23 protein-coding genes and 2 pseudogenes are annotated in these 23,825 nt (G+C 69.9%); 12 read left to right on the top strand and 13 right to left on the bottom strand.

Translation table 11 applies throughout. The features are described from left to right. From LJ657_RS31250 to LJ657_RS31240, 3 genes are all read right to left on the bottom strand, one after another. Positions 1–1,011 carry a MoxR family ATPase gene (locus LJ657_RS31250; protein ID WP_232652201.1) on the bottom strand — a complete coding sequence of 337 codons (1,011 nt, stop codon included), beginning with the start codon at positions 1,009–1,011 and terminating at the stop codon, positions 1–3. A gap of 148 nt (positions 1,012–1,159) precedes the next feature. After that, positions 1,160–3,124: a VMAP-C domain-containing protein gene (locus tag LJ657_RS31245; protein WP_232652200.1), complete on the bottom strand. Its 1,965-nt coding sequence runs from the start codon at positions 3,122–3,124 to the stop codon at positions 1,160–1,162. Next, positions 3,121–3,504, bottom strand: a complete 384-nt coding sequence (locus tag LJ657_RS31240; protein WP_232652199.1) for a CU044_2847 family protein — start codon at positions 3,502–3,504, stop codon at positions 3,121–3,123. Before LJ657_RS31240 ends, LJ657_RS31245 begins: the two co-directional genes overlap by 4 nt. Positions 3,505–3,687: 183 nt before the next feature. Here LJ657_RS31240 and LJ657_RS31235 point away from each other — a divergent pair, with 183 nt between their 5' ends. Then, the gene (locus LJ657_RS31235; RefSeq protein ID WP_003992906.1) at positions 3,688–3,867 is read left to right on the top strand and encodes a DUF6104 family protein; all 180 of its coding nucleotides are present in this window, start codon (positions 3,688–3,690) and stop codon (positions 3,865–3,867) included. Between the two features lie 125 nt (positions 3,868–3,992). On the opposite strand, the pseudogene LJ657_RS31230 reads toward LJ657_RS31235, so the two are convergent. Beyond that, positions 3,993–4,801, bottom strand: a pseudogene (locus tag LJ657_RS31230) (hypothetical protein). A 147-nt stretch (positions 4,802–4,948) separates the two neighbouring features. Between LJ657_RS31230 and LJ657_RS31225 the strand changes: the two are divergent. Both LJ657_RS31225 and LJ657_RS31220 read left to right on the top strand, forming a co-directional pair. After that, a complete protein-coding gene (locus LJ657_RS31225) occupies positions 4,949–5,977 on the top strand; it encodes a DUF4097 family beta strand repeat-containing protein (protein ID WP_232652198.1) in 1,029 nt (342 codons plus the stop codon). A 1-nt stretch (position 5,978) separates the two neighbouring features. Further along, positions 5,979–7,037 carry a PadR family transcriptional regulator gene (locus LJ657_RS31220; protein ID WP_232652197.1) on the top strand — a complete coding sequence of 353 codons (1,059 nt, stop codon included), beginning with the start codon at positions 5,979–5,981 and terminating at the stop codon, positions 7,035–7,037. A gap of 39 nt (positions 7,038–7,076) precedes the next feature. On the opposite strand, the gene LJ657_RS31215 is transcribed toward LJ657_RS31220, so the two are convergent. The 5 genes from LJ657_RS31215 to LJ657_RS31195 all read right to left on the bottom strand — a co-directional run bounded on the left by LJ657_RS31215 (position 7,077) and on the right by LJ657_RS31195 (position 11,320). Next, positions 7,077–7,664 carry a hypothetical protein gene (locus tag LJ657_RS31215; RefSeq protein ID WP_232652196.1) on the bottom strand — a complete coding sequence of 196 codons (588 nt, stop codon included), beginning with the start codon at positions 7,662–7,664 and terminating at the stop codon, positions 7,077–7,079. 169 nt (positions 7,665–7,833) lie between these two features. Then, positions 7,834–8,403 carry a Clp protease N-terminal domain-containing protein gene (locus tag LJ657_RS31210; protein ID WP_232652195.1) on the bottom strand — a complete coding sequence of 190 codons (570 nt, stop codon included), beginning with the start codon at positions 8,401–8,403 and terminating at the stop codon, positions 7,834–7,836. Continuing rightward, positions 8,403–8,612 (bottom strand): helix-turn-helix domain-containing protein, encoded by a 210-nt coding sequence (locus LJ657_RS31205; protein WP_030038196.1) that lies wholly within the window; start codon positions 8,610–8,612, stop codon positions 8,403–8,405. Before LJ657_RS31205 ends, LJ657_RS31210 begins: the two co-directional genes overlap by 1 nt. Positions 8,613–8,779: 167 nt before the next feature. Next, the gene (locus tag LJ657_RS31200; protein WP_232652194.1) at positions 8,780–9,745 is read right to left on the bottom strand and encodes a zinc-binding dehydrogenase; all 966 of its coding nucleotides are present in this window, start codon (positions 9,743–9,745) and stop codon (positions 8,780–8,782) included. A 351-nt stretch (positions 9,746–10,096) separates the two neighbouring features. Beyond that, complete coding sequence (locus LJ657_RS31195; RefSeq protein WP_232652193.1) at positions 10,097–11,320, bottom strand: NAD(P)-dependent malic enzyme; 1,224 nt, start codon at positions 11,318–11,320, stop codon at positions 10,097–10,099. A gap of 580 nt (positions 11,321–11,900) precedes the next feature. Between LJ657_RS31195 and LJ657_RS31190 the strand changes: the two genes are divergently transcribed. From LJ657_RS31190 to LJ657_RS31180, 3 genes are read left to right on the top strand one after another with little or no spacing between them, the layout of a single operon-like run. Then, positions 11,901–12,866 (top strand): ABC transporter substrate-binding protein, encoded by a 966-nt coding sequence (locus tag LJ657_RS31190; protein ID WP_232652192.1) that lies wholly within the window; start codon positions 11,901–11,903, stop codon positions 12,864–12,866. A 29-nt stretch (positions 12,867–12,895) separates the two neighbouring features. Then, complete coding sequence (locus tag LJ657_RS31185; protein ID WP_232652191.1) at positions 12,896–13,825, top strand: amino acid ABC transporter permease; 930 nt, start codon at positions 12,896–12,898, stop codon at positions 13,823–13,825. Positions 13,826–13,828: 3 nt separating this feature from the next. Further along, complete coding sequence (locus LJ657_RS31180; RefSeq protein ID WP_269787139.1) at positions 13,829–14,590, top strand: amino acid ABC transporter ATP-binding protein; 762 nt, start codon at positions 13,829–13,831, stop codon at positions 14,588–14,590. Between the two features lie 80 nt (positions 14,591–14,670). Here the strand turns inward: LJ657_RS31180 and LJ657_RS31175 are convergent, their stop codons facing one another. Continuing rightward, positions 14,671–15,450 (bottom strand): class I SAM-dependent methyltransferase, encoded by a 780-nt coding sequence (locus LJ657_RS31175; protein ID WP_232652190.1) that lies wholly within the window; start codon positions 15,448–15,450, stop codon positions 14,671–14,673. Positions 15,451–15,548: 98 nt separating this feature from the next. On the opposite strand from LJ657_RS31175, the gene LJ657_RS31170 reads away from it, so the two are divergent. Beyond that, entirely contained in the window at positions 15,549–16,178 is a 630-nt protein-coding gene (locus LJ657_RS31170; RefSeq protein ID WP_030928922.1) for a CGNR zinc finger domain-containing protein, read from the top strand. On the opposite strand, the gene sodX is transcribed toward LJ657_RS31170, so the two are convergent. Then, a complete protein-coding gene (sodX, locus tag LJ657_RS31165) occupies positions 16,082–16,516 on the bottom strand; it encodes a nickel-type superoxide dismutase maturation protease (RefSeq protein WP_030928924.1) in 435 nt (144 codons plus the stop codon). The genes LJ657_RS31170 and sodX overlap by 97 nt on opposite strands. 145 nt (positions 16,517–16,661) lie before the next feature. Between sodX and sodN the strand changes: the two genes are divergently transcribed. Further along, a complete protein-coding gene (gene sodN / locus LJ657_RS31160; protein ID WP_007491258.1) occupies positions 16,662–17,057 on the top strand; it encodes a superoxide dismutase, Ni in 396 nt (131 codons plus the stop codon). A 7-nt stretch (positions 17,058–17,064) separates the two neighbouring features. Here sodN and LJ657_RS31155 read toward each other — a convergent pair whose 3' ends face one another. Both LJ657_RS31155 and LJ657_RS31150 read right to left on the bottom strand, forming a co-directional pair. Next, a complete protein-coding gene (locus LJ657_RS31155; protein ID WP_232652189.1) occupies positions 17,065–18,219 on the bottom strand; it encodes a tyrosine-type recombinase/integrase in 1,155 nt (384 codons plus the stop codon). A 21-nt stretch (positions 18,220–18,240) separates the two neighbouring features. Beyond that, complete coding sequence (locus LJ657_RS31150; RefSeq protein ID WP_232652188.1) at positions 18,241–18,744, bottom strand: helix-turn-helix transcriptional regulator; 504 nt, start codon at positions 18,742–18,744, stop codon at positions 18,241–18,243. A gap of 120 nt (positions 18,745–18,864) precedes the next feature. On the opposite strand from LJ657_RS31150, the gene LJ657_RS31145 reads away from it, so the two are divergent. The 4 genes and pseudogenes from LJ657_RS31145 (at position 18,865) to LJ657_RS31130 (ending at position 23,427) form a co-directional block, all read left to right on the top strand. Beyond that, the gene (locus tag LJ657_RS31145; RefSeq protein ID WP_232652187.1) at positions 18,865–19,059 is read left to right on the top strand and encodes a helix-turn-helix transcriptional regulator; all 195 of its coding nucleotides are present in this window, start codon (positions 18,865–18,867) and stop codon (positions 19,057–19,059) included. A 586-nt stretch (positions 19,060–19,645) separates the two neighbouring features. After that, positions 19,646–20,818: a DUF3631 domain-containing protein gene (locus LJ657_RS31140; RefSeq protein ID WP_372487997.1), complete on the top strand. Its 1,173-nt coding sequence runs from the start codon at positions 19,646–19,648 to the stop codon at positions 20,816–20,818. Between the two features lie 318 nt (positions 20,819–21,136). Then, positions 21,137–21,742, top strand: a complete 606-nt coding sequence (locus LJ657_RS31135; protein ID WP_232652186.1) for a MobC domain-containing protein — start codon at positions 21,137–21,139, stop codon at positions 21,740–21,742. Beyond that, positions 21,732–23,427: pseudogene (locus tag LJ657_RS31130) on the top strand (relaxase/mobilization nuclease domain-containing protein). The gene LJ657_RS31135 and the pseudogene LJ657_RS31130 overlap by 11 nt, the downstream one beginning before the upstream one ends. Positions 23,428–23,825: the final 398 nt, after the last annotated feature.

Genomic DNA, 23,825 nt, shown 5'->3' with positions numbered 1-23,825 from the left:
CTACCTGGGCCCCTGGTCCAGGGGCCGCATCAGCAACTGCGCGATCTCCTCGCGGCCGATCGCGTCCCGGGCTGCGTGCTGGGTGAGGAAGATGGCGTTGAGAAGCTGGTCGGTGGGGCGCATCGCCCCGTCCGCCTCCGCCTCGGTGAACTGCTCGACGATGTCGCGGTTGTCGTCGTACGCGCTCTGCCCGAAGTGGGCCTGGACGAGTGCCGCGAGGCGCTGGTCGCGGGGGGCCCTGAGGTCGAGAGGGACGCACCGGCGCAGCAGCGGGGCGGGGAAGTCGCGCTCGCGGTTGCTGGTCATGACGACGAACGGGAAGGCCCGGCAGCGGACCTGGCCTCCCGTCACCTCGACCCGGCGCCCGTCGTCGGTGAGCACCTTCACCACCGGTGTCCGGTCGGAGATCCGCTCCAGTTCGGGAATGGGGAACTTCCCCTCCTCAAGGACGTTGAGGAGGTCGTTCGGCAGGTCGATGTCGCTCTTGTCCAGCTCGTCGATGAGCAGCACCCGGGGCCGTTCGGCGGCGAGCAGCGCGGTGCCGAGCGGACCGAGCCTGATGTAGCGGCCGATGTCCTGCGAGACCGGCTCACCCGTGTCCGTGGAGCGCTCCAGCTGTGCGTCCTGCAGCCGGCCGATGGCGTCGTACGTGTAGAGCCCGTCCCGCAGTTCACTGCGGGAGACGATCGGCCACTCCAGGACCCGGCCGAGGCCGAGTTCGTGCGCGACGGAGTGCGCGAGCGTGGACTTGCCGACGCCCGGCTCGCCGGTGACGAGGAGGGGACGCCTGAGGTACAGGGCCGCGTTGACGAGTTCCAGGGTCTCGACGTCCTGGATGGGCAGCGGGACGGTGCGCTCGCCGAGCCGGCGGCGGGTCGAGGAGTCGAGGCCCGGGACCTCGTACGGGATGGGCGGGGCGTCGAACGCCCGCCACGGCGGCGGGACCGGCAGCCGGCCGACCTTGTCCGGATCCCGCTCCCCGGTCCCCTCGTAGACGAACCACTGGCTCATGCTGTGCTCCTCGCCGACGGTCGGTGGTGTTCCACGGCCTGGCCGGCGGGGGCACGGGGCGCCCACAACGGGCCCATGGAAATGTACCCAGCCCAGCGCGTTGACACCGCCGGTTTCGGCCAGCCGTCGTATGAGTACCGGATGCCGTTCACAGCGGCGCGTCCAGTGGTCCGGAGTCCTCCGCCGGCAGGGGCCGGCGGGGGTCGTCGTAGAGCAGCGCCAGCGGTTCCGCCCAGCGGCTCTCGGCGTGCTGCTCGCTGATCTCCTGCCGAATGGACCGCAGCCGGTCGGGGAGTTCGGCGAGGGAGCCGAGGGTGCCGAGCAGGGTCCCGGCCCGGACGTGCAGGGTGTCGCAGTCGTCCGAGCAGATGTGGGCGGCCTGGCCGCCGATGCGCCACAGAGCGACGCCGTGGCCGTTCTCCAGGGCGAGCCGCATCGCGTTCTGCCCGGCGCCGCACCCGGCCGGGCGGCACATGACGGGCACGAGGCCGTGGTCGGCGTTGTGGTAGTCGCGGGCGTTCTGGACGACGCCCCGCACGGGAATGCGCCAGCCTCTGAAACGGGGCTCGGCGGTCATGGCCTGCCAGCGATCCGTCCAGAGTTTGTCCGGTTCTCCACGGCGCTCGAGGGAGCGCAGTACGACGCCCCGGCGCGCGCCCAGGGCTCCGGGGTCGTCCAGTTCGGCGATGTCCTCCAGCCGCCAGCGATGCACGGCGGTGTCGAAGAGGCCGGCGGGCAGGGCGACTTCGAGCGGCACCGGCCGGCCCGCCCGGTCCTTGCGGCGCAGCAGGTCGTTCAGCGGAGCGCGCAGTGCCTGCACGAGGTCACGCGGCAGGACGCCGTCCGCCGAATCGTCCGCCTCGACCAGTTCGGGTTCGCTCCCGGGACCGCCTTCGTCGAACCAGATCTGCCAGAAGAAGCGGCTGGGATCATCGATCACGGGATCGAGCAGGACGGCGACGGTGGGGCCCTCGCCGGGGCCGGGGTAGGGGATCACGATGCGTTCCGGCCCCGCCCCGGGCGCGGGCAGCAGCGCCTGCGGGAGGCTGGCCTCCCGGACGAAGTCGTGCATGGGCCGGTACGGGTGCCTGCGCAGCCGCTTCTCGATCCACCTGCTCAGCTCCTCGCACTCACCGCCCCGGGAACGGGTGTACTCCGCCGCGAACCTCAGGTACCGAAGGAACGCGAGCGAGTCGAGCGGATGCGTTCCCTCGTAGAGCAGTCCGTGTCCGTCGCGCCAGGTGAGCAGGGCCGGGGTCTCACCCGGCCACCGGTTGTTGCTGCGGGCGCGGGCCGCGAGGATCTCCACGGTGTGCGTGTCGGGCGGTGTGGGCAGCGAGGCGAGCAGGCGCAGCGCCTCACGCCGGTCGCCGGGCGTCCACCGCTCGCCGTCACCGGCCCGCGGGCCGGCCTGCAGGTCGATCCAGTTGTCGCCGGCCTCGGAAACCGGCTCCTCGCCGTGCCACCGGTCGTGGGCGGCCATGACCGTGCGGTACGTCTCCTCCCCGAAACGGCGCAGGGCTGAGATCGACACCGCCATTCCGCCGTCCTTCTGCACGCGGCGCGACTTGACCAGTCCGACGACGGCTCCGCTGTCGGGATCGACCAGCGGCCCGCCCGACAGCCCGCTGGGAAACTCGATGTCCGGCTTGATGATCAGCCCGTACGTGTCCTCGTGGCCGTTGATCTCGGCGATCACCGGCCGTTCGTGGATGTACGGCGGCACCGGGTAGGAGCCGTAGACGTGGACGGCGCCGAAGTGCTGCACGGCCCGGTCGGGCAGCCACATGCACTCGTGAGGGTGGTCCTCGGGGTCACCGGTCAGCCGGACCAGGGCCAGGTCCTCCTCCAGCGGGATGCGGGCCCGGCCCGGATCGGTGAGCAGCCACTGCTCCAGTCGGGCCGCGGCGTCGACGCCCACGCCACGCACCCGGAATTCCTTCTGACGATCGCCCTTGAGGTGTGTGCTCAGTACGTGCGCGACCGTGAGGACCCAGCCGGGCGCGACGAAGAACCCGCTGCCCCAGGTGGGCCCGTCGCCGCCACCGGCGTCCAGTATCTGCACGGTGGCGGCTCTGGCGAGCGCGTCCAGGCGCTCGTTGACCCGGGTCACTGCGCGGTCGGGTCGAGGGAGGTGTCCGGTGCGGGTGGGACGGCGGGCGGGGCCGGTTCGGGCGGGCCGTCGAACTTCCAGGTCAGTGTGACCTCCAGGGACGCCTTGGCCTCCCCTCGGGCGAGTACGGCCACCGCCAGTCCCTCCTTGGCGGTGAGCTCGACCCCGAAGGTGATGGCGGCCTCGGAGGGCCGGGCCGCGCGCGCGGCGTCGAGCACGGTGCCGCCGACCCCTCTGATCAGCTCCTGGAGCTGCTGGACCTTGGCGAGGGCGGCTTCGGTGAAGCCGACGTCCTCCTGGTCCCCGTAGGCGTCCCCCGCACCGATCCTTGCGGTGATCACCGTGCCGTCAGGCAGTTCGATGTCCTGGATGTGACTCATCCCGCTCCCCCGTCGAGCTCGCACCGCCCGGTCAACGGACCGGGTTCGACGTCCACTTGAACTGCGACGAGGCTAATGCGCCACTCGGTTGCACGCGACCCCGCCTGCTTCCGGATCCGGGCGGGCACGGCACGGAATATCCTGGGGAGGCAGGCCCAGGCTCGTCCGCATCAGGAGCAAGAGTTGTACTTCACCGACCGAGGCATCGAAGAGCTCGAGAAGCGGCGCGGCGAGGAGGAGGTCACCTTCGAGTGGCTCGCCGAGCAGCTGCGTACGTTCGTCGACCTCAACCCGGACTTCGAGGTGCCGGTCGAGCGGCTGGCGACGTGGCTGGCGCGGCTGGACGACGAGGACGACGAGTAGCAGAGCCGAGTCCGGCTGTCGGGGCGCCCGCGTGGCGCCCCGTTTTCGTGCCTCTCGGTTCCATGGCCCGCGCAGCCCTCGGTCCCGGGACTGCGTGGCCCGCGGCCCCGGGGCTCACATGCCCCTCAGTCCCACGGCCACAGCAGTTCGTACGCCAGCCCCAGCGCCCCGTGCGCCAGCAGCAGCGCCCCGGCCGCGGTCCAGCCGCCGCTGCGGCGCCGCAGGCCCCATGCCGTGAGCGGGAGCCCCGCCGCCACCTGGGCCAGGGCCAGAGCGTGCGCCCGCGGCGTCCCCGACCAGGGCAGCCACGGGCCCAGGTGGCTGCTTTCGACGGCGTCGGGTTCCGCCCGTACCGCCTGGCGCCAACCCGGCCACCCGACCGGGCGGGCGTCCGGCAGAGCGTGCGCGGCCTCGCGGAGGCGGTCGGCGGGGTCGCCCGGGGTGATGCCGTCGGGGAGGGCGACTCCCGCGCGCGTGAGGAAGCGATGAGGGCGCGCAGCCGGGCGCGGGCGTCGGACCCGGGGTCGGGTTCGGTGAGGTGGTCCAGGGCCTGCACGTCGAGGACCGGGTCCAGGCCCAGGCGGGCCGCGAACGTGCGCATCGCCTCGTCCTCGCCTGCCGGGGTGCCGTTCGCGAGCCAGACGTAGCCGACGGGGCGGCGGAAGCCCGACGCGAGGGTGAAGCCGGCCCGGTCGGCGTCCCACCACAGGGCGAGTACGGGCCAGGGGGCGCCGACGGCGAGAGCGGTGGCCCAGCCGGTCAGGACGCGGTCGACGGGTTCGCCGCCGTGCAGCCAGGGCCAGCCCTCGGGAAGGAGGACGCTCCAGGCGTCACCGGCGGGGCTGAGCAGCATGCTGTCGCGCAGCAGGTGGGCGACGGGGGCGACGGACTCGGGCTGCGCCCGGCACAGGAGCAGGGCACCGACGTTCGACATGCTCACACGCTAGGGCGGTTCGACCGCTTTGGTCATTTTTGCGAGCTTGGAGATCACCAGAAAGAGTGTCTTGACTTTCCCCGTCCGCGATATATCGTGAATTGCAGGAGACGCGATATGGCGCGTTGGGACGGGGAGGTCTGCACCATGTCCGAGTGGTCTGTCGGTGAGCCGCGGAAACTCACCTTCGACAAGCCCGTGCGCGAACTCCACGTACGCATCGTCAACGGCACGGTGAACGTGGTGGGCACGGACGAAGGTTCCGCCCGACTGGAGGTCTCCCGGATCGAGGGACCACCCCTGCTGGTGAGCCAGCAGGGCGGCACGCTCACGGTCGCGTACGACGACCTGCCATGGAAGGGCTTCCTCAAGTGGCTCGACCGCAAGGGCTGGCGGCGCAGCGCCGTCGTCTCCCTCGCGGTCCCGGCCGACACGCGCGTGGAGGTGGGCGTGGTCGGCGCCGCGGCCGTGGTCTCCGGGATCGACGGGCGTACGGAGGTGAAGGGGGTCACCGGCGACACCACCCTGGTGGGACTGACGGGCCCGGTGCGCGCCGACACCGTCTCGGGGAACCTGGAGGCGCAGGCCCTGCGCGGCGACCTCCGTTTCAACTCCGTCTCCGGGGATCTGACGGTGGTGGAGGCGGGGTCCTCGGTCAAGGCGGACTCGGTGAGCGGCTCGATGATCGTCGACCTCGACCCGGCGAGCCGCCCGACCGACATCGTCCTGGCGAACGTCTCCGGTGAGATCGCCATCCGGCTGCCCCACCCGGCGGATGCGGAGGTGGAGGCGAACACCGCGAGCGGGACCGTCTCCAACGCCTTCGAGGACCTGCGCGTGAGCGGCCAGTGGGGGGCCAAGAGGATCACCGGCCGGCTCGGCTCGGGCAGCGGAAGCCTGAAGGCGACGACCGTCTCGGGTTCGATCGCCCTGCTGCGGCGGCCCCCGGCGGAGGACGAGCCGTGGGACGTGGAGCGGCAGGACATCGGCCCCCTGGTCGAGGACGCGGCTCCGGCGGGTTCGGAGCCGGCCGCGGGGGCCGGCCCGGCGAGCACCCCGGCACACACACCACACAGCGACTCGGGGGACAATTCCGTTTCCGGCCAGGACGGCGACTCGGCGGACGCCCCGAGCGACGACCCGGCCGACGGCACGACCGACAAGAAGGTGCTCTGACATGCCTCCCGTCTTCGCCCACGGCCGCCTCCGCCTCTACCTGCTGAAGCTGCTGGACGAGGCCCCGCGCCACGGCTACGAGGTGATCCGCCTCCTTGAGGAGCGGTTCCAGGGGCTGTACGCACCGTCGGCGGGCACCGTCTACCCCCGCCTGGCCAAGCTCGAGGCCGAGGGCCTGGTCACCCACACCACCGAGGGCGGCCGCAAGGTGTACGCCATCACGGACGCGGGCCGCGCCGAACTGGCCGACCGCAGCGGCGAGCTGGCCGACCTGGAGCTGGAGATCCGCGAGTCGGTCGCGGAACTGGCCGCCGAGATCCGCGCCGACGTACGCGGCGCGGCCGGCGATCTGCGGCGCGAGATGCGGGCCGCGGCCACGGAGGCCCGGCGCGGCCCCGGCGTCGAGGAGCGCGGCGAACGGGAGGGCCCCCCGGGAGACTTCGGGGAGTACGCCGACAACGAGTCCTGGCGCGCCGCCAAGGAGGAGATGCGACGCGTCAAGCAGGAGTGGAAGGAGCAGGCGCGGCGCGCCAAGGACGAGAGCCGCAGGGCCCGCGAGGAGGCCCAGCGCGCCCGGCGCCAGGCCAAGGAGGCGCAGGAGCAGGCCCGGGCCCAGGCGCAGGAGGAGCTGCAGCGCATCGCCAAGCGGGTGCAGGAGCAGGTGCAGGACCACTTCGCGCGGGGCGACTGGCCGACGGGGGTGCGGGAGGGCCTGACCGAACTGGCCAAGGAGTTCGGTGACTTCGGGAAGGACTTCGGCAGCAAGTTCGGAAAGGACTTCGGGTTCGGACGCGCCGGCACCGGCACCTCGGCACCGCGGCCCGAGTACTCGCACACCAAGGAGGACTTCCCTGCGGAGTACGAACCGTCGTGGGCGCACGAGGACACCACCGGAGACCCGTCGCGCGACCTCGACCGCCTGCTCGACCGTTTCCGGGACGACATCCGTGACGCGGCCCGGGACCACGGCGTCACGGACGGTCAACTCCGCGACGCCCGCCGCCATCTGTCGACGGCGGCGGCCCACATCGGAGCGATACTGCGCACGCCGACGGTGTAGCAGCCGGCGGGCCGCCTTCTGCTCAGGCGAAGGCAGTCGTCAGGTGCACTGCCAGAGGAAGCGGCCCTCCTTGCCGTCCGGCGAGAGGAAGGCGTAACCGACGCCCCCATCACCGAAGTCGACACCGAAGGGCAGCTCTCCGGAGTCCAGCTGGACCACCAGCCGCCATCCGTCGCCGGGCGTCTCGTCGCCCTGGAGCCAGTGCGGTTCGATGCCGGGTCCGCCGAGGAACTGCCAGGGCCGACGGTCCTCTTCCGCACCGGAGTGCTGTGGGAGGCCGATGTGCCGCGGCAGATGGTCGGGCCCCGCGCTCGGCCCCTGCGCCCGTCGCTCGACCGTGACGAATTCCGGGATGCGGCCGCCGGGTTGGATCACCAGGGCGTTCTCCCCGCCCTCCGGCTCCCAGGTGCCGTCGACATGTCCTCCCCCGCTCATGAACAGACAGGCGAGCCGGCCGCCCTCCAGGGCGAACTGGCCGAGGAACTCCATCGGCCGGCCCGTCCGACGCGACAGCGGCCACTGCGGCCCCTCCAGCCAGACGGGCTGTCCGCCCACCTTCGTCACCGCCTCGCGCACGGCCCCGTCCGCGGGGACGAACACGAGCGGCACGGGCTCGGACACGGTCATGAGGGCTCCTTCGAAGGACCAGGCCAACCTCGGCGGGCCCCCACCCTAGGACCCACCACGGGCACGCCGGGCCCAGCACACCTGCCTCCGTCGACCGCGCTCCGGCCGCGCCCATCTACGCCCGGCAGCCCGGAACGCTCCGGTCACGTGCGCCAGGCCAGGTGCACGCTCAGCCGGCCTTCGCCTCGCCACCCCCGCCGAACAGCACCCGTATCAGCGACTCGTGCGTCACCCCGTGGTCGGCGAGGATCTCGGCGGGGAAACCGGGACGGGCGGTCAGCGCCAGGAGGATGTGCTCGTCGCCGATGTGCCGGTCGCCGCGGGCGAGGGCGGTGCGCAGCGACGCCTCGAGGATCTGCTTGGCGCCCCTACCGAAACTGCGGCGCCCCGACCACCAGCCCATGTCCTTGCGGCCGCCGGACATCGCCCCGACACCGTGCACCTCCTCGACCCGGGCGACGATCTCCGACACGTCGATCCCCAGCCCGGCGAGCGCAGCGGTCTCGGCCTGGGACAGCCCGGCCCGCCGCCGGGCCTCGGCCACCGCCTCCCGTACCGACTCCTTGCCTGCACCGGTCACCCCGAGCGAGGTGAGCGCGAACGAGGCGCGGCTGCCTTCACGGTCGAGCAGTGCGAGCAGTATGTGCTCGGCGTCGACGGACGACGCCTCCGCGCGTTCCGCGTGCTCGACCGCCGCCCGCACCACCCCTCGGGCGTCTTTCGTGAACCGCTCGAACATCAATGCCTCCCGTACTTCTTGTGCACGGCCTGCCTGCTGACTCCGAGTTCCGCGGCGATCTCCTGCCACGACCAGCCCTGATGGCGCGCACTGCGCACCTGCACCGCCTCCAGCTGCTCCAGCAGCCTGCGCAGTGCGGCGACGGCGCGCAGTCCGACCCGTGGATCGCGGTCGCCCGCGCGCTCGGCGAGATCCGTTGCTTCGGTCATGATGTCAACTTACGTTGACACCCCCGGCATGTCAATCACGGTTGACAAACGCCGACGGCCGACCCGGTTCCGGGTCGGCGGTCGGCGAAAGGGGCTGTGGGTCGTTCGCGAAAGCGGCTGTGGGCTGTTGACGAGACCGGCTGCGGGTCGTTGGCGACAGGGGGCTGTCAGTCGTTCGTGAGCACGATCTTTCCGAACTGCTCCCCGGACGCCATCCGCTCGAAGCCCTCCCGCGCCCGGTCCATCGGCAGCACCTCGTCGATGACGGGGCGTACACCGGTGGCGGCGCAGAAGGAGAGCAGGTCCTCCAGCTCGTCCTTGGTGCCCATCGTGGAGCCGACGACCTTGAGTTCGAGGAAGAAGATACGGGTCAGCTCGGCATGCGAGGGGCGGTCACCGCTCGTCGCACCCGAGATGACGAGCGTGCCGCCGGGCTTCAGCGACTTCACCGAGTGCGACCAGGTGGCGGCGCCGACGGTCTCGATGACGGCGTCGACGCGCTGCGGCAGCCGCGCCCCCGACTCCAGCGCCTCGACGGCACCCAGTTCCACGGCCCGCTTCCGCTTGGCCTCGTCCCGGCTGGTGGCGAAGACCCGCAGCCCCGCCGCCTTCCCGAGCACGATCGCGGCCGTGGCGACACCGCCGCCGGCACCCTGCACGAGGACCGAATCGCCGGGACGTACGCCCGCGTTGGTGAAGAGCATGCGATACGCCGTCAGCCAGGCCGTGGGCAGACAGGCGGCCTCCGCGAAGGAGAGCTCCTTGGGCTTGGGCAGGATGTTCCAGGTCGGCACGGCGACCTGCTCGGCGAACGTGCCCTGGTAGTGCTCGGTGAGGATGGAACGGGGTTCCCTGGGGCCGACGCCGTGACCGCTCTGTCCGATCACGGAGTGCAGTACGACCTCGTTGCCGTCCTCGTCGACACCGGCGGCGTCGCAGCCGAGGATCATCGGCAGTTTGTCCTCGGACAGGCCCACGCCCTTGAGGGACCAGAGGTCGTGATGGTTGAGGGAGGCGGCCCTGACGTCGACGACACTCCAGCCGGGCCGGGCCTCGGGAGCGGGCCGGTCCCCCAACTCAAGGCCGTTCAGTGGCTGGTCACGGTCGATCCGGGCGGCGTAGACGGCGAACATGACCTTGACGATAGGCGGCACACCGGGCCGACGGAACCACAGAGCTCTGTGACACACGCCCTCTTGCACTACAAGCGCGTCCGACTACCACTACAAGCCCGTCCGGCTAGCACTACAGGCCCGTCCGGCGTTTGAGGACGAGGCCGTTCAGGCCGAAGGGGGGTCTGGGAGCACAGCCCCCAGGCCACGAGCCCCCACCCACCCGCAGCCGCCGACGGTGAACCCCACCCATGACAGGCGTCCACCCCGCCCCCCACCCATGGCAGGCGTCCACCCCGCCCCCGACCCGGGCGGGCGGGCAAAGAAATGGCCCCGCCCAACCGGGCGGGGCCATCAAAGGCCGACGGCACGTCAGCGCCGAGCAACGCCTTCGGCACGCGCCGCGGCAGCAACAGCCGCCGTCACTGCCGGAGCGACCCGCTCGTCAAAGGGTGACGGAATCACATAGTCCGCAGCGAGGTCGTCCCCGACGACCCCGGCGAGCGCCTCGGCCGCCGCGATCTTCATCCCCTCCGTGATCCGAGAGGCACGAACCTGCAGCGCGCCGGCGAAGATGCCGGGGAACGCGAGCACGTTGTTGATCTGGTTCGGGAAGTCGGACCGCCCGGTCGCCACGACGGCCGCGTACTTGTGCGCGACGTCGGGGTGGATCTCCGGGTTCGGGTTGGCCATGGCGAACACGAACGCGCCTTCGGCCATCGAGGCGACGGCCTCCTCCGCGACCGTACCGCCGGAGACGCCGATGAAGACGTCCGCGCCTTCCAGCGCCGCGTCCAGCGACCCGGTGATGCCGGCCTTGTTGGTGAACCCGGCGAGCTCTCGCTTGACGGACGTCAGGTCGTCCCGGTCGGACGAGACGACACCCTTGCGGTCGGCGACCGCGACATCCCCGATACCGGCCTCGACCAGCATCTTGGCGATGGCGACACCGGCCGCACCGGCGCCGGAGATGACGGCGCGCAGATCCGCGATGGCCCGCCCGCTCAGCCGCGCGGCGTTGCGCAGGGCCGCCAGCGTCACGACCGCCGTGCCGTGCTGGTCGTCGTGGAAGACCGGGATGTCCAGCCGCTCCTGGAGCTTCCGCTCGATCTCGAAGCACCGCGGTGCCGAGATGTCCTCGAGGTTGACACCGCCGAACGAGGGCGCGAGCCGCACCACGGTCTCGACGATCTCGTCGACGCCCGTGCACGCGAGCGCGATCGGCACGGCGTCGACGCCGCCGAACTGCTTGAACAGAATCGCCTTGCCCTCCATCACCGGGAGGGAGGCCTCGGGACCGATGTCCCCGAGACCGAGCACGGCCGTGCCGTCGGTGACCACGGCCACGACGGACGACTTCCACGTGTAGTCGTGGACGAGCTCCGGCTGCTCGGCGATCGCACTGCACACTTTCGCGACGCCGGGCGTGTACGCCAGGGACAGGTCGTCCTTGTCGCGGACCGGCACGGTGGCCTGCACGGCCATCTTGCCGCCGCGGTGCAGCGCGAACGCCGGATCGAAGGAGTCCAGGGGCTCGGCCCCGCCGTCCTGATCCGTACTGCTGTCGCTGCGAGGATTGACGATCTCCGCTGCCACTTTGTTTTACCCCTTAAGTCTTCATTGGTTGAGGGTGGCCACTCCTGGTGAGGGGTGGGCGGGCACCGCGTCAGTCCCGGTCGGTGTTGCGTACGGGTCCTGCGCGACGGGCGCGCCGCACACGCGCCCTGAGCCCCGGATGAGGGGTGTAAAGAACCTTCTTACCGGACCACCGGGCCAAGGACGAGTCCAATCAGTGCAAGGTCACATCGCGGAACCCGAAGGTCACATCTCGACCACAAGGTTCGTCCCGAAATATAAGGACTCGTCCTCGGCGAATACTCGACGGACCCTTGACCGGCGGCCGAACAGTGATCAACGCCTCGGAGCGCAGGTCCGCATCGCGAGATGCGTCGAAGATCTTCCGGCCGGAAGGTCGGATTCCCGCAGATGGTCCGGTCATGTTGTACCGACCTGGTGCGATTCGGGGGTCACCCGTTATCCGATTTTGACATGACGGGTCCCCTGAACGGCCGAGTCCGAATGGCAGGATGCGGTGACCACACGAGGTCGCGACACCCGAAGGTGTGTTTCTCGTCGACCCATCGGCAACTCCACCCATCCGCCGGAGGAACCCAACATGACCGCAGGCTCAACCCGTCGTACGACCGCCGCACACACCCGTCTGGCAGCGGTCGGTGCGATCGCGGTCGCAGGCGCCCTGATCCTCACCGGCTGCGGTGACCACACGGACAAGGGCGGCAACGGCAGCAGCTCGGGCACGTCCTCGTCCTCGGCGCCTCTCGCCTCCAAGCTGCCCGCCGACATACGCAAGGCAGGCGTCATCCAGGTGGGCTCCGACATCGCGTACCCGCCGGTCGAGTACATGGAGAGCGGCAAGGCCGTCGGCATCGACCCCGACATCGCGGACGCCCTCGGCAAGCAGCTCGGCGTGAAGTTCGAGTTCCAGAACGGCAAGTTCGACAACCTGATCGTGGGCCTGCAGGCCAATCGCTTCCAGGTGATCATGTCGGCGATGAACGACACCAAGGACCGCCAGAACGGCATCAACTCCGACAACGGCCAGAAGGTCGGCAACGGTGTCGACTTCGTCGACTACTTCACCGCCGGCACCTCGATCCTGGTCCAGAAGGGCAACCCGAAGGGCATCAAGTCCCTCGACGACCTGTGCGGCAAGGTCGTGGCCCTGCAGAAGGGCACCACGTCGGAGGGCATCGCCAAGACCCAGAACAAGAAGTGCACGAAGGACGGCAAGAAGGCCATCAACCTGCAGACCTTCGACACCGACCCCGAGGCGCTGCTCCGTCTGAAGCAGGGCGCCTCCGTCGCCGACCTGAACGACTTCCCGGTGGCGGCCTACAACGCGAAGACCTCCGGCGGCGGCAAGGACTTCGAGGTCGTCGGCGACCAGATCGAGGCGGGTCCGTACGGCATCGCCGTCAGCAAGAGCAACACCCAGCTGCGCGACGCCCTCCAGGCCGCGATGAGCGCGATCATCAAGAACGGCGACTACACCAAGATCCTGCAGAAGTGGAACGTCACGGACGGCGCGGTCACCGAGTCGAAGATCAACGGCGGCTCGTGAGCCAGGCGCAGGACTGAAAGGCAGTCACCGTGACTGACACTGTCGACAAGGCTCAGGCGGCCTCGGTGCCGCCGGAGCAGATCAAGGCCATCCCGGTGCGCCACTACGGCCGCTGGGTGGCCGGCGCCGTGGTCGTCGCCCTGGTGGCGCTGATCGGCGTCGCCTTCTCCAACGCGAAGATCAACTACAGCATCATCCCGGACTACGTGTTCGACAGCGGCATCGTGAACGGCGCCTGGACGACGCTGTACATATCCGTGCTGGCCATGGTGCTGGGGGTCGTGCTCGGCATCGTCCTCGCCGTGATGCGGCTGTCGTCGAACCCGGTCACCAGCACCGTGTCCTGGTTCTACATCTGGTTCTTCCGCGGCACCCCGGTCCTGGTCCAGCTGCTGCTCTGGTACAACATCTCGCTCGTCTTCCCCATCCTGAACCTGGGGTTCTACAAGAACGAGATGACCCAGGTGATGACGCCGGTCCTGACGGCCCTGCTGGGGCTCGGCCTGAACGAGGCCGCGTACATGTCGGAGATCGTGCGGGCCGGCATCCAGTCGGTCGACGAGGGCCAGACGGAGGCGTCGCACGCGCTGGGCATGACCCAGGGCCAGACGCTGCGGCGCGTGATCCTCCCGCAGGCGATGCGGGTCATCGTACCGCCGACGGGCAACGAGTTCATCAACATGCTGAAGACCTCGTCGCTGGCGTACGCGGTTCAGCTCCCCGAGCTGATCAAGAAAGCCACGGACATCTCCAGCACCTCGCTGGCGGTCGTCGAGATGTACTTCGTGGCCTGCATCTGGTACCTGCTGCTGACCACGGTCTTCAGCATCGTGCAGTACTACGTCGAACGCCGTTACGCCCGCGGAACGACGCGCAACCTGCCGGCGACGCCGTTGCAGAAGATCAGAACCAACCTGACGAAGATGAACATGCTCTCCCTCTCCAGCTGGCGGCGATGACCCATGAACGCAATGGTGAAGGCTGAGGGCGTCCACAAGTCCTTCGGGCCCGCGCACATCCTCAAGGGCATCGACCTGGAGGTGAGCCCGCGCGAGGTGTTCTGCCTGATCGGCCCGTCCGGCTCCGGCAAGTCCACGTTCCTGCGGTGCATCAACCACCTGGAGAAGATCAACGCCGGCCGGCTGTACGTCGACGGCACCCTGGTCGGCTACCGGCAGAGCGGCGACAAGCTCTACGAGCTGAAGGAGAGGGAGGTCGCCGCGCAGCGGCGGGGCATCGGCATGGTGTTCCAGCGCTTCAACCTCTTCCCGCACATGACGGCGCTGGAGAACGTCATGGAGGCGCCGGTCCAGGTCAAGCGCGAGTCGAAGGCGGTCGCCCGGGAGCGCGCGCAGCGGCTGCTGGACCGCGTCGGCCTCGGCGACAAGACCGGCCACTACCCGTCCCAGCTCTCCGGCGGTCAGCAGCAGCGCGTCGCCATCGCCCGCGCACTGGCGATGGAGCCCAAGCTGATGCTCTTCGACGAGCCGACCTCGGCCCTCGACCCGGAGCTGGTCGGCGAGGTCCTCGACGTGATGCGGGACCTCGCTCAGGACGGCATGACGATGATCGTCGTCACCCACGAGATGGGCTTCGCCCGGGAGGTCGGCGACTCGCTCGTCTTCATGGACGACGGCGTGGTGGTCGAGTCCGGCCACCCTCGCGAGGTCCTGACGAACCCGCAGCACGAGCGGACGAAGTCGTTCCTGTCCAAGGTGCTGTAGCAGTACGACGGACAGGGGCGGTACGGGTGTCCCGTACCGCCCCTGTCAGTTCCGGTCTTCTCGGTTCCGGCCGGACGACATCACTTCAGGGCGAGCAGCAACGTGTCCGCCGGCGAACACCACACCGCCCGCGCCTCCCCGAAGCCCTTCTCCCGCAGCACGCGCGCGTGCCACTGCGCCGAGGGCATGTCGCCGTCCGCGTGCTCGCCGTAGATCTCGTAGCGACGGGCCGTGGGGCCGGCGAGGACCGGGTCCTCGGCAGCGAGCTGCCACCACTGCGCCCAGTCCAGAGCACCGCTTCGCATGGCCTGATCCATGCGGGCATGGCGCTGGTCGCGCTCCGCCGCGTTGATCCGCGGCGTGCTCTCGTCGATCATGTGGTCGGCGTTCATGAAGACGCCGCCGTGGCGGACGAGTTCCGCGACCTGGCCGTAGAGGACCGCGAGGGGCTCGCTGTGCAGCCAATGGAGGGCCGTGGCGGTGAGGACCGCGTCGTACGACTCGTACGGCAGCCGCGCCGGCCAGTCCGGGGCCTTGAGGTCGGCCTCGACGAAGCCGACCCGGTCCTCGCCCTCGAAGGTGCCGCGGGCGATGGCGAGGAGCGCGGGGTCGAGGTCGATGCCGGTGCTGGTGGCGCCCGGGAAGCGGGCGAGCAGGCGGGCCGTGATGCTGCCGGTGCCGCAGGCGAGGTCGAGGATGCGCGGCTCGGGTCCGACGCAGGCCTCGACCATGTCGAGCATGATGCGGAAGCGTTCCTCGCGGTCCGGCATGTACGTCTCCTGCTGCCGGTCCCAGCTCTCCTGCCAGGCCCGCCAGTCGGTCCCCGTCGTACCGGCCCCGGTCGCAGTGGTTTCCGTCATGGAATCCCTCTTCCCTCACCCGCGTAATACCCTGGAAGTACAGGCAGTCGTTACCTCTTCACATCCACGACCATAGAGCGCCTTCGTAAGGACCACAAGTGGAACTGGCCTATTACTCGGACTACGCCGTACGACTCGTCAACAGCGAGGAACCGGCCCGGGGCAAGGACAACCTGACCTCGGTCGAGGCCGTCCGTGATCTGTTCGGCGGCAACGCGTCGGCGGCGCGCCGCGCCACGGACGCCGACGTCACCCGGTTCCGCTCGGTCAGGGCCCGGCTGCGCGCGGTCTTCGAGGCCGCCGACAAGGGCGACGAGACGCTCGCGGTGGACCTGCTGAACTCACTCCTGCTGGAGTTCCCGGTCAGCCCGCAGATCTCGGGCCACGACTTCCGGGACGACGACGGCCGCCCGCTGTGGCACATGCACCTGGCCGACCATCCCTCGAACGCGACCGCCGGCTACGCGGCCATCGCGGCGATGGGCCTGGCCTTCCACCTGACGGAGTACGGCGTCGACCGGCTGGGTCTGTGCGAGGCGGCGCCGTGCCGCAACGCCTACCTGGACACCTCCACGAACCGCTCCCGGCGCTACTGCTCCGACCGCTGCGCGACCCGCGCCAACGTGGCCGCCTACCGCGCCCGCAAGCGCCTGGAGGCCGACCGGTCCGACAGGACGGGCCTCGCGGCCGACAGCGCCCAGCGCGCGAGCGCGAACGGCGAGCGCTGATCCGCCTTCAGCGGCCGGTACCGAAAGCGCACCTTGCCGAGCACCAGGTCCTCCGGGACGGTCCCGTAGTCCGTGCTGTCGCCGCCCGCGTAGGCGTTGTCGCCGAGCACCCACCAGCCGCCGTCGCGCCGCTCGGCGGCCCGCTTCACCACCAGCAGGTCCTGCTGGAACGGATGCCGCAGGACGACCACGTCACCTGGCCGGATCCGGGCGCCGTACTGCACCACGAGCCGGTCCCCGTGGTGGAGCGTGGGCACCATGGACGGGCCGGTCACCTCTGCAGCCCCGAAGGGCAGCAGCGCCCGCCCACGCTCGATCTCCTGCGACAGCTCCGGCATCCCCGGCACCTCCCCGGTACGTTCCTCCACCAGTCTCAGTCTCACCCCGGACTTTTGTCCTAAGCCCATGGGGGCACTCGCGAAATCCCCTCTCCCAGGGAGTAATGTCCCACCTGAGAAGACGATCACGAGGAAGGAATGCTCCATGCTTTCCCGCCTGTTTGCCCCCAAGGTCAAGGTCAGCGCACACTGCGACCTGCCCTGCGGTGTGTACGACCCGGCCCAGGCCCGCATCGAGGCGGAGTCGGTGAAGGCCGTGCAGGAGAAGATGGCCGCCAACGACGACCCGCACTTCCAGGCTCGCGCCACCGTCATCAAGGAGCAGCGCGCCGAGCTCGCGAAGCACCACGTCTCCGTGCTCTGGAGCGACTACTTCAAGCCCCCGCACTTCGAGAAGTACCCGGAGCTGCACCAGCTGGTCAACGACGCCCTGAAGGCCCTCTCGGCCGCCAAGGGTTCGACCGACCCGGCCACGGGCCAGAAGGCTCTGGACTACATCGCCCAGATCGACAAGATCTTCTGGGAGACCAAGAAGGCTTGATCTTTAATCATGCCTTCTGACCTGCGATTTCTTTGGTTGCAGCGTCTCCCAGTCCGCACCCGGTCCGCAGGCCGCCGAGAACGGCGTCCATGACGGTCCGGGTGCGGTCTTCTTCACCCGGCCACAGGTGGGCGTAGATCCGCAGGGTGATGACGGCGGACGCGTGGCCGAGGACCAGCTGAACCTGCTTGACGCTCGCTCCGCCGGCGATGAGGGCGGAGGCGTAGAAGTGGCGCAGGTCGTGGGTCACCATGTGCGGCAGCTCGACGGGCTTGCGGCCCTCGCGCTCGGCCGCCTCGTTCTCTGCCTTCTGCAGATCCTTACGAGCGCAGTTCCATTCGGTCTTCCAGCGGCGGTAGTTGAGCGGCTCGCCCTCCTCCATCGTGAACAGCCACTCCTTGGAGGGGCGTGCGGCGAGGTGTGTGAGGAGCGCGTCGGTGACGACCTCGCCGACCGGGACGGTACGCCGGGACTTGGCGGTCTTCGGCGGACCGATCTTCCCGGACTGGAGGCGCTGGCGCTCGACGCGGATGGTGCCGGCCTTGAAGTCCACGTCCGACACCTTGAGGCCGAGCAACTCGCCTATTCGCAAGCCTGATCCGGCAAGGGTGACGATGGCCGCGCGGATGTACGGCGGCATCGCGCGAGCCATGGCCTCGACCTGCGCGACCGTGGGCGGGGTGACCTCCTCATCCGGCATCGGCGGGAGGGTGATGCGGCGGCACGGGCTGGAGGCGATGACCTTGTCCTCGACAGCCGCGGTCATGAGGCGTACGAGGACGTCGTAGACGTTGCGCACGCTGCCGGGGCTGAGCTGCTCCGACAGGCTCTTGAAGAGCACCTGGAGGTCATTGCGGCGTATCGCCGCCATGGCGCGGGCGCCAAGCGCCGGGACGAGGTGGAGCCGGAGCGCGTTGTCGGTGATCCGCTCGCCCGCCTCGCTGGCGATGAGCGACTCCTCCCACTTCTTCGCGTACTTCTCGAAGGTGATCCGTCCGGCCTGCGGGTCGACGTACTGGCCCGTGACGATGCTGGCCGTGACCTCGTCGAGCCAGCGCTGGGCGTCGATCTTCCGGTCGAAGTGGCGGGCGTGCTCCTTGCCGTCGAGGTCACGGTAGCGAGCCCGCCATTTGCCGTTGGGGCGCTTCTGGATGTTCGCCAAGTGGCTTCTCCCTTGGGTTGGTTATCGGTGGTAGCCGCCGCCCTCGATGTGCTCGGTGAGGGTGCGGGCGTCGCGCTCGTCGCCCATGAGGCGAAGGCACTGCTCATGGATGGCCCGTGAGCTGTCGGGGTGGGTCTGGATGTACTCGGCGATGCCGACGACGGCGTGGTGCAGCCTGTCCTCGGCGTCGCGTGTCTCGTAGTACGCCTCGACGGCTTCCTGGACGAGCCGTCTGCTGTCGAGGCCCAGCCCTTCCAACGGCGGGGACATCAGCTCTTCGAGGGGCAGCTCGAAGACGCGGGCGAAGGCGAGGGCTTCGTCGACGTTGATACGGCGGCGTGGGGTGCCGTTTTCGATGCGCCAGACGGCGGTCTGGTTCATCTTGACGCCGGCCTTGGACACCCGGTCCGCCAGCTCGATCGTGCTCCACCCTCTGACCTCGCGCTCCAGTGCTACCCGCGCGGCGATGTTGCCTTCGCTGTAGAGCAGCGGCACCTCACCGCCGTCGATCGCGTCGCCTGCCATCGGACCTCCATCCTGACCATCACTTTCCTAATTGAAACACATGCTTGCCGATTTGGTTAACCGGTGATCGTCGGGTACAACCTATGCAGACCGGATTGCCGCCTAGTCGATTGGGAATGCATGCGATACCTGACCACCGCCGAGGTCGCCGAGCGCTACCGCACAGCGGAGAGCACCGTCCGCTACTGGCGCCAGATCGAGAAGGGCCCGCGCGGCATCAAGATCGGCAAGCGGGTGCTGTACCCCGAGGCCGAACTGCTGCGGTACGAGCAGGCGCTGATCGACGGCGGCGACGAGTGGGGTCTGGCCTCCTGAGCCGTCGGAGGCCGGGGACACGGAAACGGCCCTCGGCGCGCCAACGCCGAAGGCCGGAGAGTCCCCCGCACACCGCCCATCCCTGAACGAACAAGCCGACGAGGGGCTGGACCTTGCCCGTCCTGCCCCTCGTCTGAGAGGAACGTCTATGGAGGACTCTACGTCCCCCACCAACCCGAACACGGTCCCCAAGGTCAGCTGGCCCGAGGTCGCGGTCCCCGGCGAAGGCGTCCCCGGACGCCGCGGGGACGAGCATTCTGCTGCTGCGGTATCAGGGGACCGTCCCCTCGATACATCCGCTCCGCTGTCGGCGCGAGCTACGGTCCCCATACCCACATCCGTTGGAGACGTGCAGGTCAGCGGCATTGGCGCGCCAACCGGGACCGGTCCCCAAGACTCTGGAGTTGCACCAGGGGACCGCAGTGGGGACGGGGACAGCGGCCGTCACCTGTCGCCGGGGACGGCCGTCCCCGTGGAGCGGGCCGAGCGACAAGAGATCGCAGCCACCGATGGCGGGACACGCGCCGGCAGCCATGAAGGCGCCGGTGCTCAGGTAGGCGCTGACGGGGTCGCGCTGCTGGACGAGTTGCGGGCAACGATCGGTAAGTACGTGGTGCTGCCCAGCGAGGAGGCGCTGACCGCGGTCACCCTGTGGGTGGCGGCCACGCACATCCAGACGGCTCTGCAGCATGCTCCGCGTCTGGCGGTGGTGAGCCCGACGAAGGGGTGCGGCAAGTCCCGGGTTCTCGACGTACTCCACGAGACAGTGCACCAGCCGATGATGACGGTGAACACCTCCCCGGCGGTCATCTTCCGGATCATCGGCAAGAACCCGCCCACCCTGCTGGTGGATGAGGCGGACACCATCTTCGGCCCGAAGGCGAGCGGTGACAGTGAGATCCTGCGCGGCCTGCTGAATGCCGGGCACCAGCGCAATCGGCCCGCCTGGCGAATCTCCGGTCCGGAGCACAAACCGACCCCGTTCCCCACCTTCGCCATGGCCGCCATCGCGGGGATCGGCGACCTGCCGGACACGGTCATGGACCGGGCGGTCGTTCTGCGGATGCAGAAGCGCAAGCCGGGCGAGAAGGTCACCCCTTTCCGCTCCCGGTATTCGGTGCCCGAACTCAACGCGCTGCGTGATCAGCTGGCCGCCTGGCTGGGCCCGCTGCGCGGGCAGGCTGCCCGCATGGTGCCGCACATGCCGGTGGAAGACCGGGCGGCGGACACCTGGGAGCCGCTGGTCATCATCGCCGACATGGCTGGCGGCCACTGGCCCGCCCAGGCTCGTGCCGCCTGCCTGGCCATGACCCGACACGAGGCCGTCCAGGACGAGCAGTCCAGCCTGAAGACGCGGCTGCTGCGTGACATCCACCGCATCTTCAGGCAAGCGGACAACCCCGAGGCCCTGGCCACTCAGGATCTGATCGCCTCGCTGCTCCAGGACGCTGAGGCCCCGTGGGCGGAGTACGGCACCAAAGGGCTGAACGCGTACCACCTGAGCAACCTGCTGCGGGACTTCAACATCAGCCCGGCCAACTACCGGTTCGACAAGGGCAGGCAGGCCAAGGCGTACATGCGCAACCGGTTCCTGGACGCCTGGGCCCGCAACTGCCCGGACCTCGTCGAGGCCGCACCCGAGCCCGAACGCGGCGCCGCCCCCGCCCGCATGCCGCAGGGCAGGCCGCTCGCCGCCCTGGCGGGGACGCTGCCTGTCGGCCCGCCCGGTGGCCCCGCCGGACCGAAGCGCGCTCTCTGATCCCACCGGGTCCGTATGACTCCGTCGCATCCGTCCCCGCGCAGGTCAGCGCGAGGACGGACTCTGCCGCCGGGACGGAGTTCTCCGTACCTGCCCGCGTCTCCGTACCTGCATTGACCAGGCATGCGACGGATGCGACGGACGTGACACAGCCCGATCCCCCCTCTCCTGCGGAGCACCACCATGCACACCGAGAACGACACGAACCCCTCTTCGTCCCGCCGCTGGGGTTGGTTCAGCCTGGCCCGACGAACAGCAGCAAGCTGGAGCGAACGAGCCCCTAAAGAGGCTTCGTCCGCGCTTGCCCCCGCCCCTGGGGTGGCGGAGGGAGAGGGGCCCGGGCGCCAGCGGGCGCCCGAGCCTGAGGAGGGGGTGAACGAGCCCCGCACCGCGTCTCCCGCCGACAGCGCCGAGCAGCCAGTCACCGACTCCAACACCCCACTCGCCGAGCCGTCTGTCAGTCAAGCGCCCGCCGCCGTTGAGCAGCCCTCGTGGCGTGAGCCTGACGCCCCCGCGCTGCCCGCGCGGATGAACCGCAAGCGCACCATCGAGAAGCGCGACCAAGAGAAGAAGATCCGCTTCACGCCGACCGCAGTCCGTCTCATCGACGCCGAGGCCAAGCGGCGCCACCAGAAGTTCGCCGGCTTCGTCGGCGACGCCGCCCTCGCCGTCGCGCTCGGCAAAGCGGGGATGGTCGGCAGCCCGGAGGACGACCCCATCCGCCCGCTGGTGGAGGCCATCGAAGCGCACACAAAGGCGCTGAACCGAATCGGCACCAACCTCAACCAGATCACGGCAGCCGTCCACTCCGGCGCGATACCCGAGCGCACCGAGGCCGTCCTCGACCGTATCGAGCAGGCCGCCCAGGCCAGTTACGCACTGATGGACCAGCTCCTGGCGGAAGCAGCCAGTCATGGTGCCTGACGTCTCCACCGGCTCCAGCACGCTCGGCCTGATCAACTACCTCTTCGGCAAGGGGCGGCGCGACGAGCACACGGACCCCCACATCGTGGCCGCCTGGGACATGGCCGGCGCCCCTGACCCCAGCCGCGACCCCGAGGCCACCTATACCCAGCTCGCCCGGCGTCTGGACCACCACGTCGACCTGCGCACCCGGGAGCTCGGCGGAAAGCAGCCACCGCAGCATGTGTGGCACTGCCCGGTGCGCACCGCGCCCGGCGACCGCTACCTCACCGACGCTGAGTGGGCCGAGGTTGCCCGCCGCGTCGTAGCCGCCACAGGCATCGCCCCCGAGGGAGACGACAAGGCGTGCCGCTGGATCGCGGTCCGGCACGCCGACGACCACATCCACATCATGGCCACCACCGTCCGAGCCGACGGCCGCCGCCCTCGTACGAACCGGGACGGCTGGCGGGCACAGCTGGAATGCCGAAAGATCGAGGCCGAGTTCGGGCTGCGCCGCCTGAAGTCCGGTGACCTCACCGCCCCGCGTACCCCGACCGGCGCCGAGCGGGCGAAGGCTGAACGCCAGGGCCGGGAGGAGACCGCGCGGGAGTGGCTGCGCGAGCAGGCGTACGCGGTCGCCGCCGCCGTACGCAGCATCGACGAGTACTTCACCGTGCTGCGCTCCCTCGGCATCCAGGTCAGGCCGCGCATCGGCCCCGAGACCGGCGAGGTGACCGGCTACAGCCTGGCCGCGCCCGGCGACACGGCCAACGGCGAGCCGGTCTGGTACGGCGGCTCAAAGCTCGCCCCCGACCTGTCCTGCAACCGTCTGCGCGAACGCCTCCCGACCCAGGAGCTGGCCGACCGCCCTCAACCGGTGGCGGACCCGGCCGAGCCGTGGCACCGCGCCGAAACCGCCATCCGCCACGCGCACGCCGTCCTCGACTCAGGTGGCGAGGCCGTGGCCCAGGGCCACCTGGATGCCTTCGGCGACGCCCTCCACAACCTGGCCCTCGCCACCCACGGCTCGCACCGGACCGAACTGCAAGCAGCAGCACAGGTGTTCAACCGCGCCCGCCGTTCGGCGATCCGGGCCGACCATCAAGCCGCCACCGCTCTGCGGGAAGCCGCCAAGGAACTCGCCTACGCCACACACGGTCCGGGCGGACTCGCCATCGCCCTGATCTTCGCTGCGCTCCACCTGTCTCGGGCAGCTGCCAAGTGGCACGAACAACGCGGCCACGAGCAGCAGGCCACCGCAGCTGAGCAAGCCTTCCGTCACCTGCAAGCCGGTTACCAGGACGCCGCCGCGCCGGTCCGGGCGGATCTCACCCGACGCGCGCCACGCGCCACCACCATCAGCCGCTTCGAGCAGGATCTACGCGCAGCCCTCCCCGACCAGGCCGACCGCATCCTTGGTCGATCCCGCCTGGCCAGCCTTGACCACAACCCTCGCCCGCGCCGAGACCGCCGGCCACAACCCCCGGCGTCTCTTGGCCGAAGTCGCCGCCCAGCGAGAACTCGACACCGCCGAACGCCCCGCCGAGGTCCTCAACTGGCGCATCACCGTCCAGCCGAATAGGCGAGCACAGGCAGCACGCAAGCGAAGCGGCACACCCGCAGCGTCCTCTGCGCCCCTGGCGCTCCAGCCCTCGGCCACGGCACTGGCCTCCAGGCCCGAGGAACGCGGACGACATCGATAGATCAAGCAGTTGGCTGTGGGACGGTGTTGACGTCCTGCTCTGTGATCACTTCAGGCTGCTTCGGCTCCAGGAGCAGAAGCGGATTCGCCGGCTGGCACGACGGACAAGCAGCCAACCCATTCCATGACTTCAGAAGCCGTATCTCAACCGATCATGGAACGTGCGGGTCGAACACGTTTCCCGCCGGGGTGATCTTCCCGTTGTGCGCGCATGAAGACAGGGCCTCTCGGTAGCTCGGAGATGCGAATCTGACCGAGCAGTGCCGGGAGGCCCTAGTGTCGTTGTTGTACGCGTCCGAGCCCGTCCAGTTCAACTCGGCTGCACCATCGTGTGATTGCCTCGCGCACGTGTACGGCAACGCGGCCGATCATCCTGACCGGGTGCGCCGGTATCCGTCG

The sequence above is a fragment of the Streptomyces guryensis genome (assembly GCF_021261325.1).
GTDB classification, from domain to species: domain Bacteria; phylum Actinomycetota; class Actinomycetes; order Streptomycetales; family Streptomycetaceae; genus Streptomyces; species Streptomyces guryensis.
The sequence above is the reverse complement of the archived record's forward strand: the minus strand, read 5'-3'. Positions and strand labels throughout refer to the sequence as shown.

What these genes read in the sequence shown, in the direction of transcription:
- LJ657_RS31175 (WP_232652190.1), bottom strand. Translation starts at nt 15,450, where the DNA reads ATGACGGAAACCACTGCGACCGGGGCCGGTACGACGGGGACCGACTGG.
- sodN (WP_007491258.1), top strand. Translation starts at nt 16,662, where the DNA reads ATGCTTTCCCGCCTGTTTGCCCCCAAGGTCAAGGTCAGCGCACACTGC.
- LJ657_RS31205 (WP_030038196.1), bottom strand. Translation starts at nt 8,612, where the DNA reads ATGACCGAAGCAACGGATCTCGCCGAGCGCGCGGGCGACCGCGATCCA.
- LJ657_RS31150 (WP_232652188.1), bottom strand. Translation starts at nt 18,744, where the DNA reads ATGGCAGGCGACGCGATCGACGGCGGTGAGGTGCCGCTGCTCTACAGC.
- LJ657_RS31220 (WP_232652197.1), top strand. Translation starts at nt 5,979, where the DNA reads ATGCCTCCCGTCTTCGCCCACGGCCGCCTCCGCCTCTACCTGCTGAAG.
- LJ657_RS31240 (WP_232652199.1), bottom strand. Translation starts at nt 3,504, where the DNA reads ATGAGTCACATCCAGGACATCGAACTGCCTGACGGCACGGTGATCACC.
- LJ657_RS31250 (WP_232652201.1), bottom strand. Translation starts at nt 1,011, where the DNA reads ATGAGCCAGTGGTTCGTCTACGAGGGGACCGGGGAGCGGGATCCGGAC.
- LJ657_RS31145 (WP_232652187.1), top strand. Translation starts at nt 18,865, where the DNA reads ATGCGATACCTGACCACCGCCGAGGTCGCCGAGCGCTACCGCACAGCG.
- sodX (WP_030928924.1), bottom strand. Translation starts at nt 16,516, where the DNA reads ATGCCGGAGCTGTCGCAGGAGATCGAGCGTGGGCGGGCGCTGCTGCCC.
- LJ657_RS31225 (WP_232652198.1), top strand. Translation starts at nt 4,949, where the DNA reads ATGTCCGAGTGGTCTGTCGGTGAGCCGCGGAAACTCACCTTCGACAAG.
- LJ657_RS31190 (WP_232652192.1), top strand. Translation starts at nt 11,901, where the DNA reads ATGACCGCAGGCTCAACCCGTCGTACGACCGCCGCACACACCCGTCTG.
- LJ657_RS31180 (WP_269787139.1), top strand. Translation starts at nt 13,829, where the DNA reads ATGAACGCAATGGTGAAGGCTGAGGGCGTCCACAAGTCCTTCGGGCCC.
- LJ657_RS31215 (WP_232652196.1), bottom strand. Translation starts at nt 7,664, where the DNA reads ATGACCGTGTCCGAGCCCGTGCCGCTCGTGTTCGTCCCCGCGGACGGG.
- LJ657_RS31210 (WP_232652195.1), bottom strand. Translation starts at nt 8,403, where the DNA reads ATGTTCGAGCGGTTCACGAAAGACGCCCGAGGGGTGGTGCGGGCGGCG.
- LJ657_RS31200 (WP_232652194.1), bottom strand. Translation starts at nt 9,745, where the DNA reads ATGTTCGCCGTCTACGCCGCCCGGATCGACCGTGACCAGCCACTGAAC.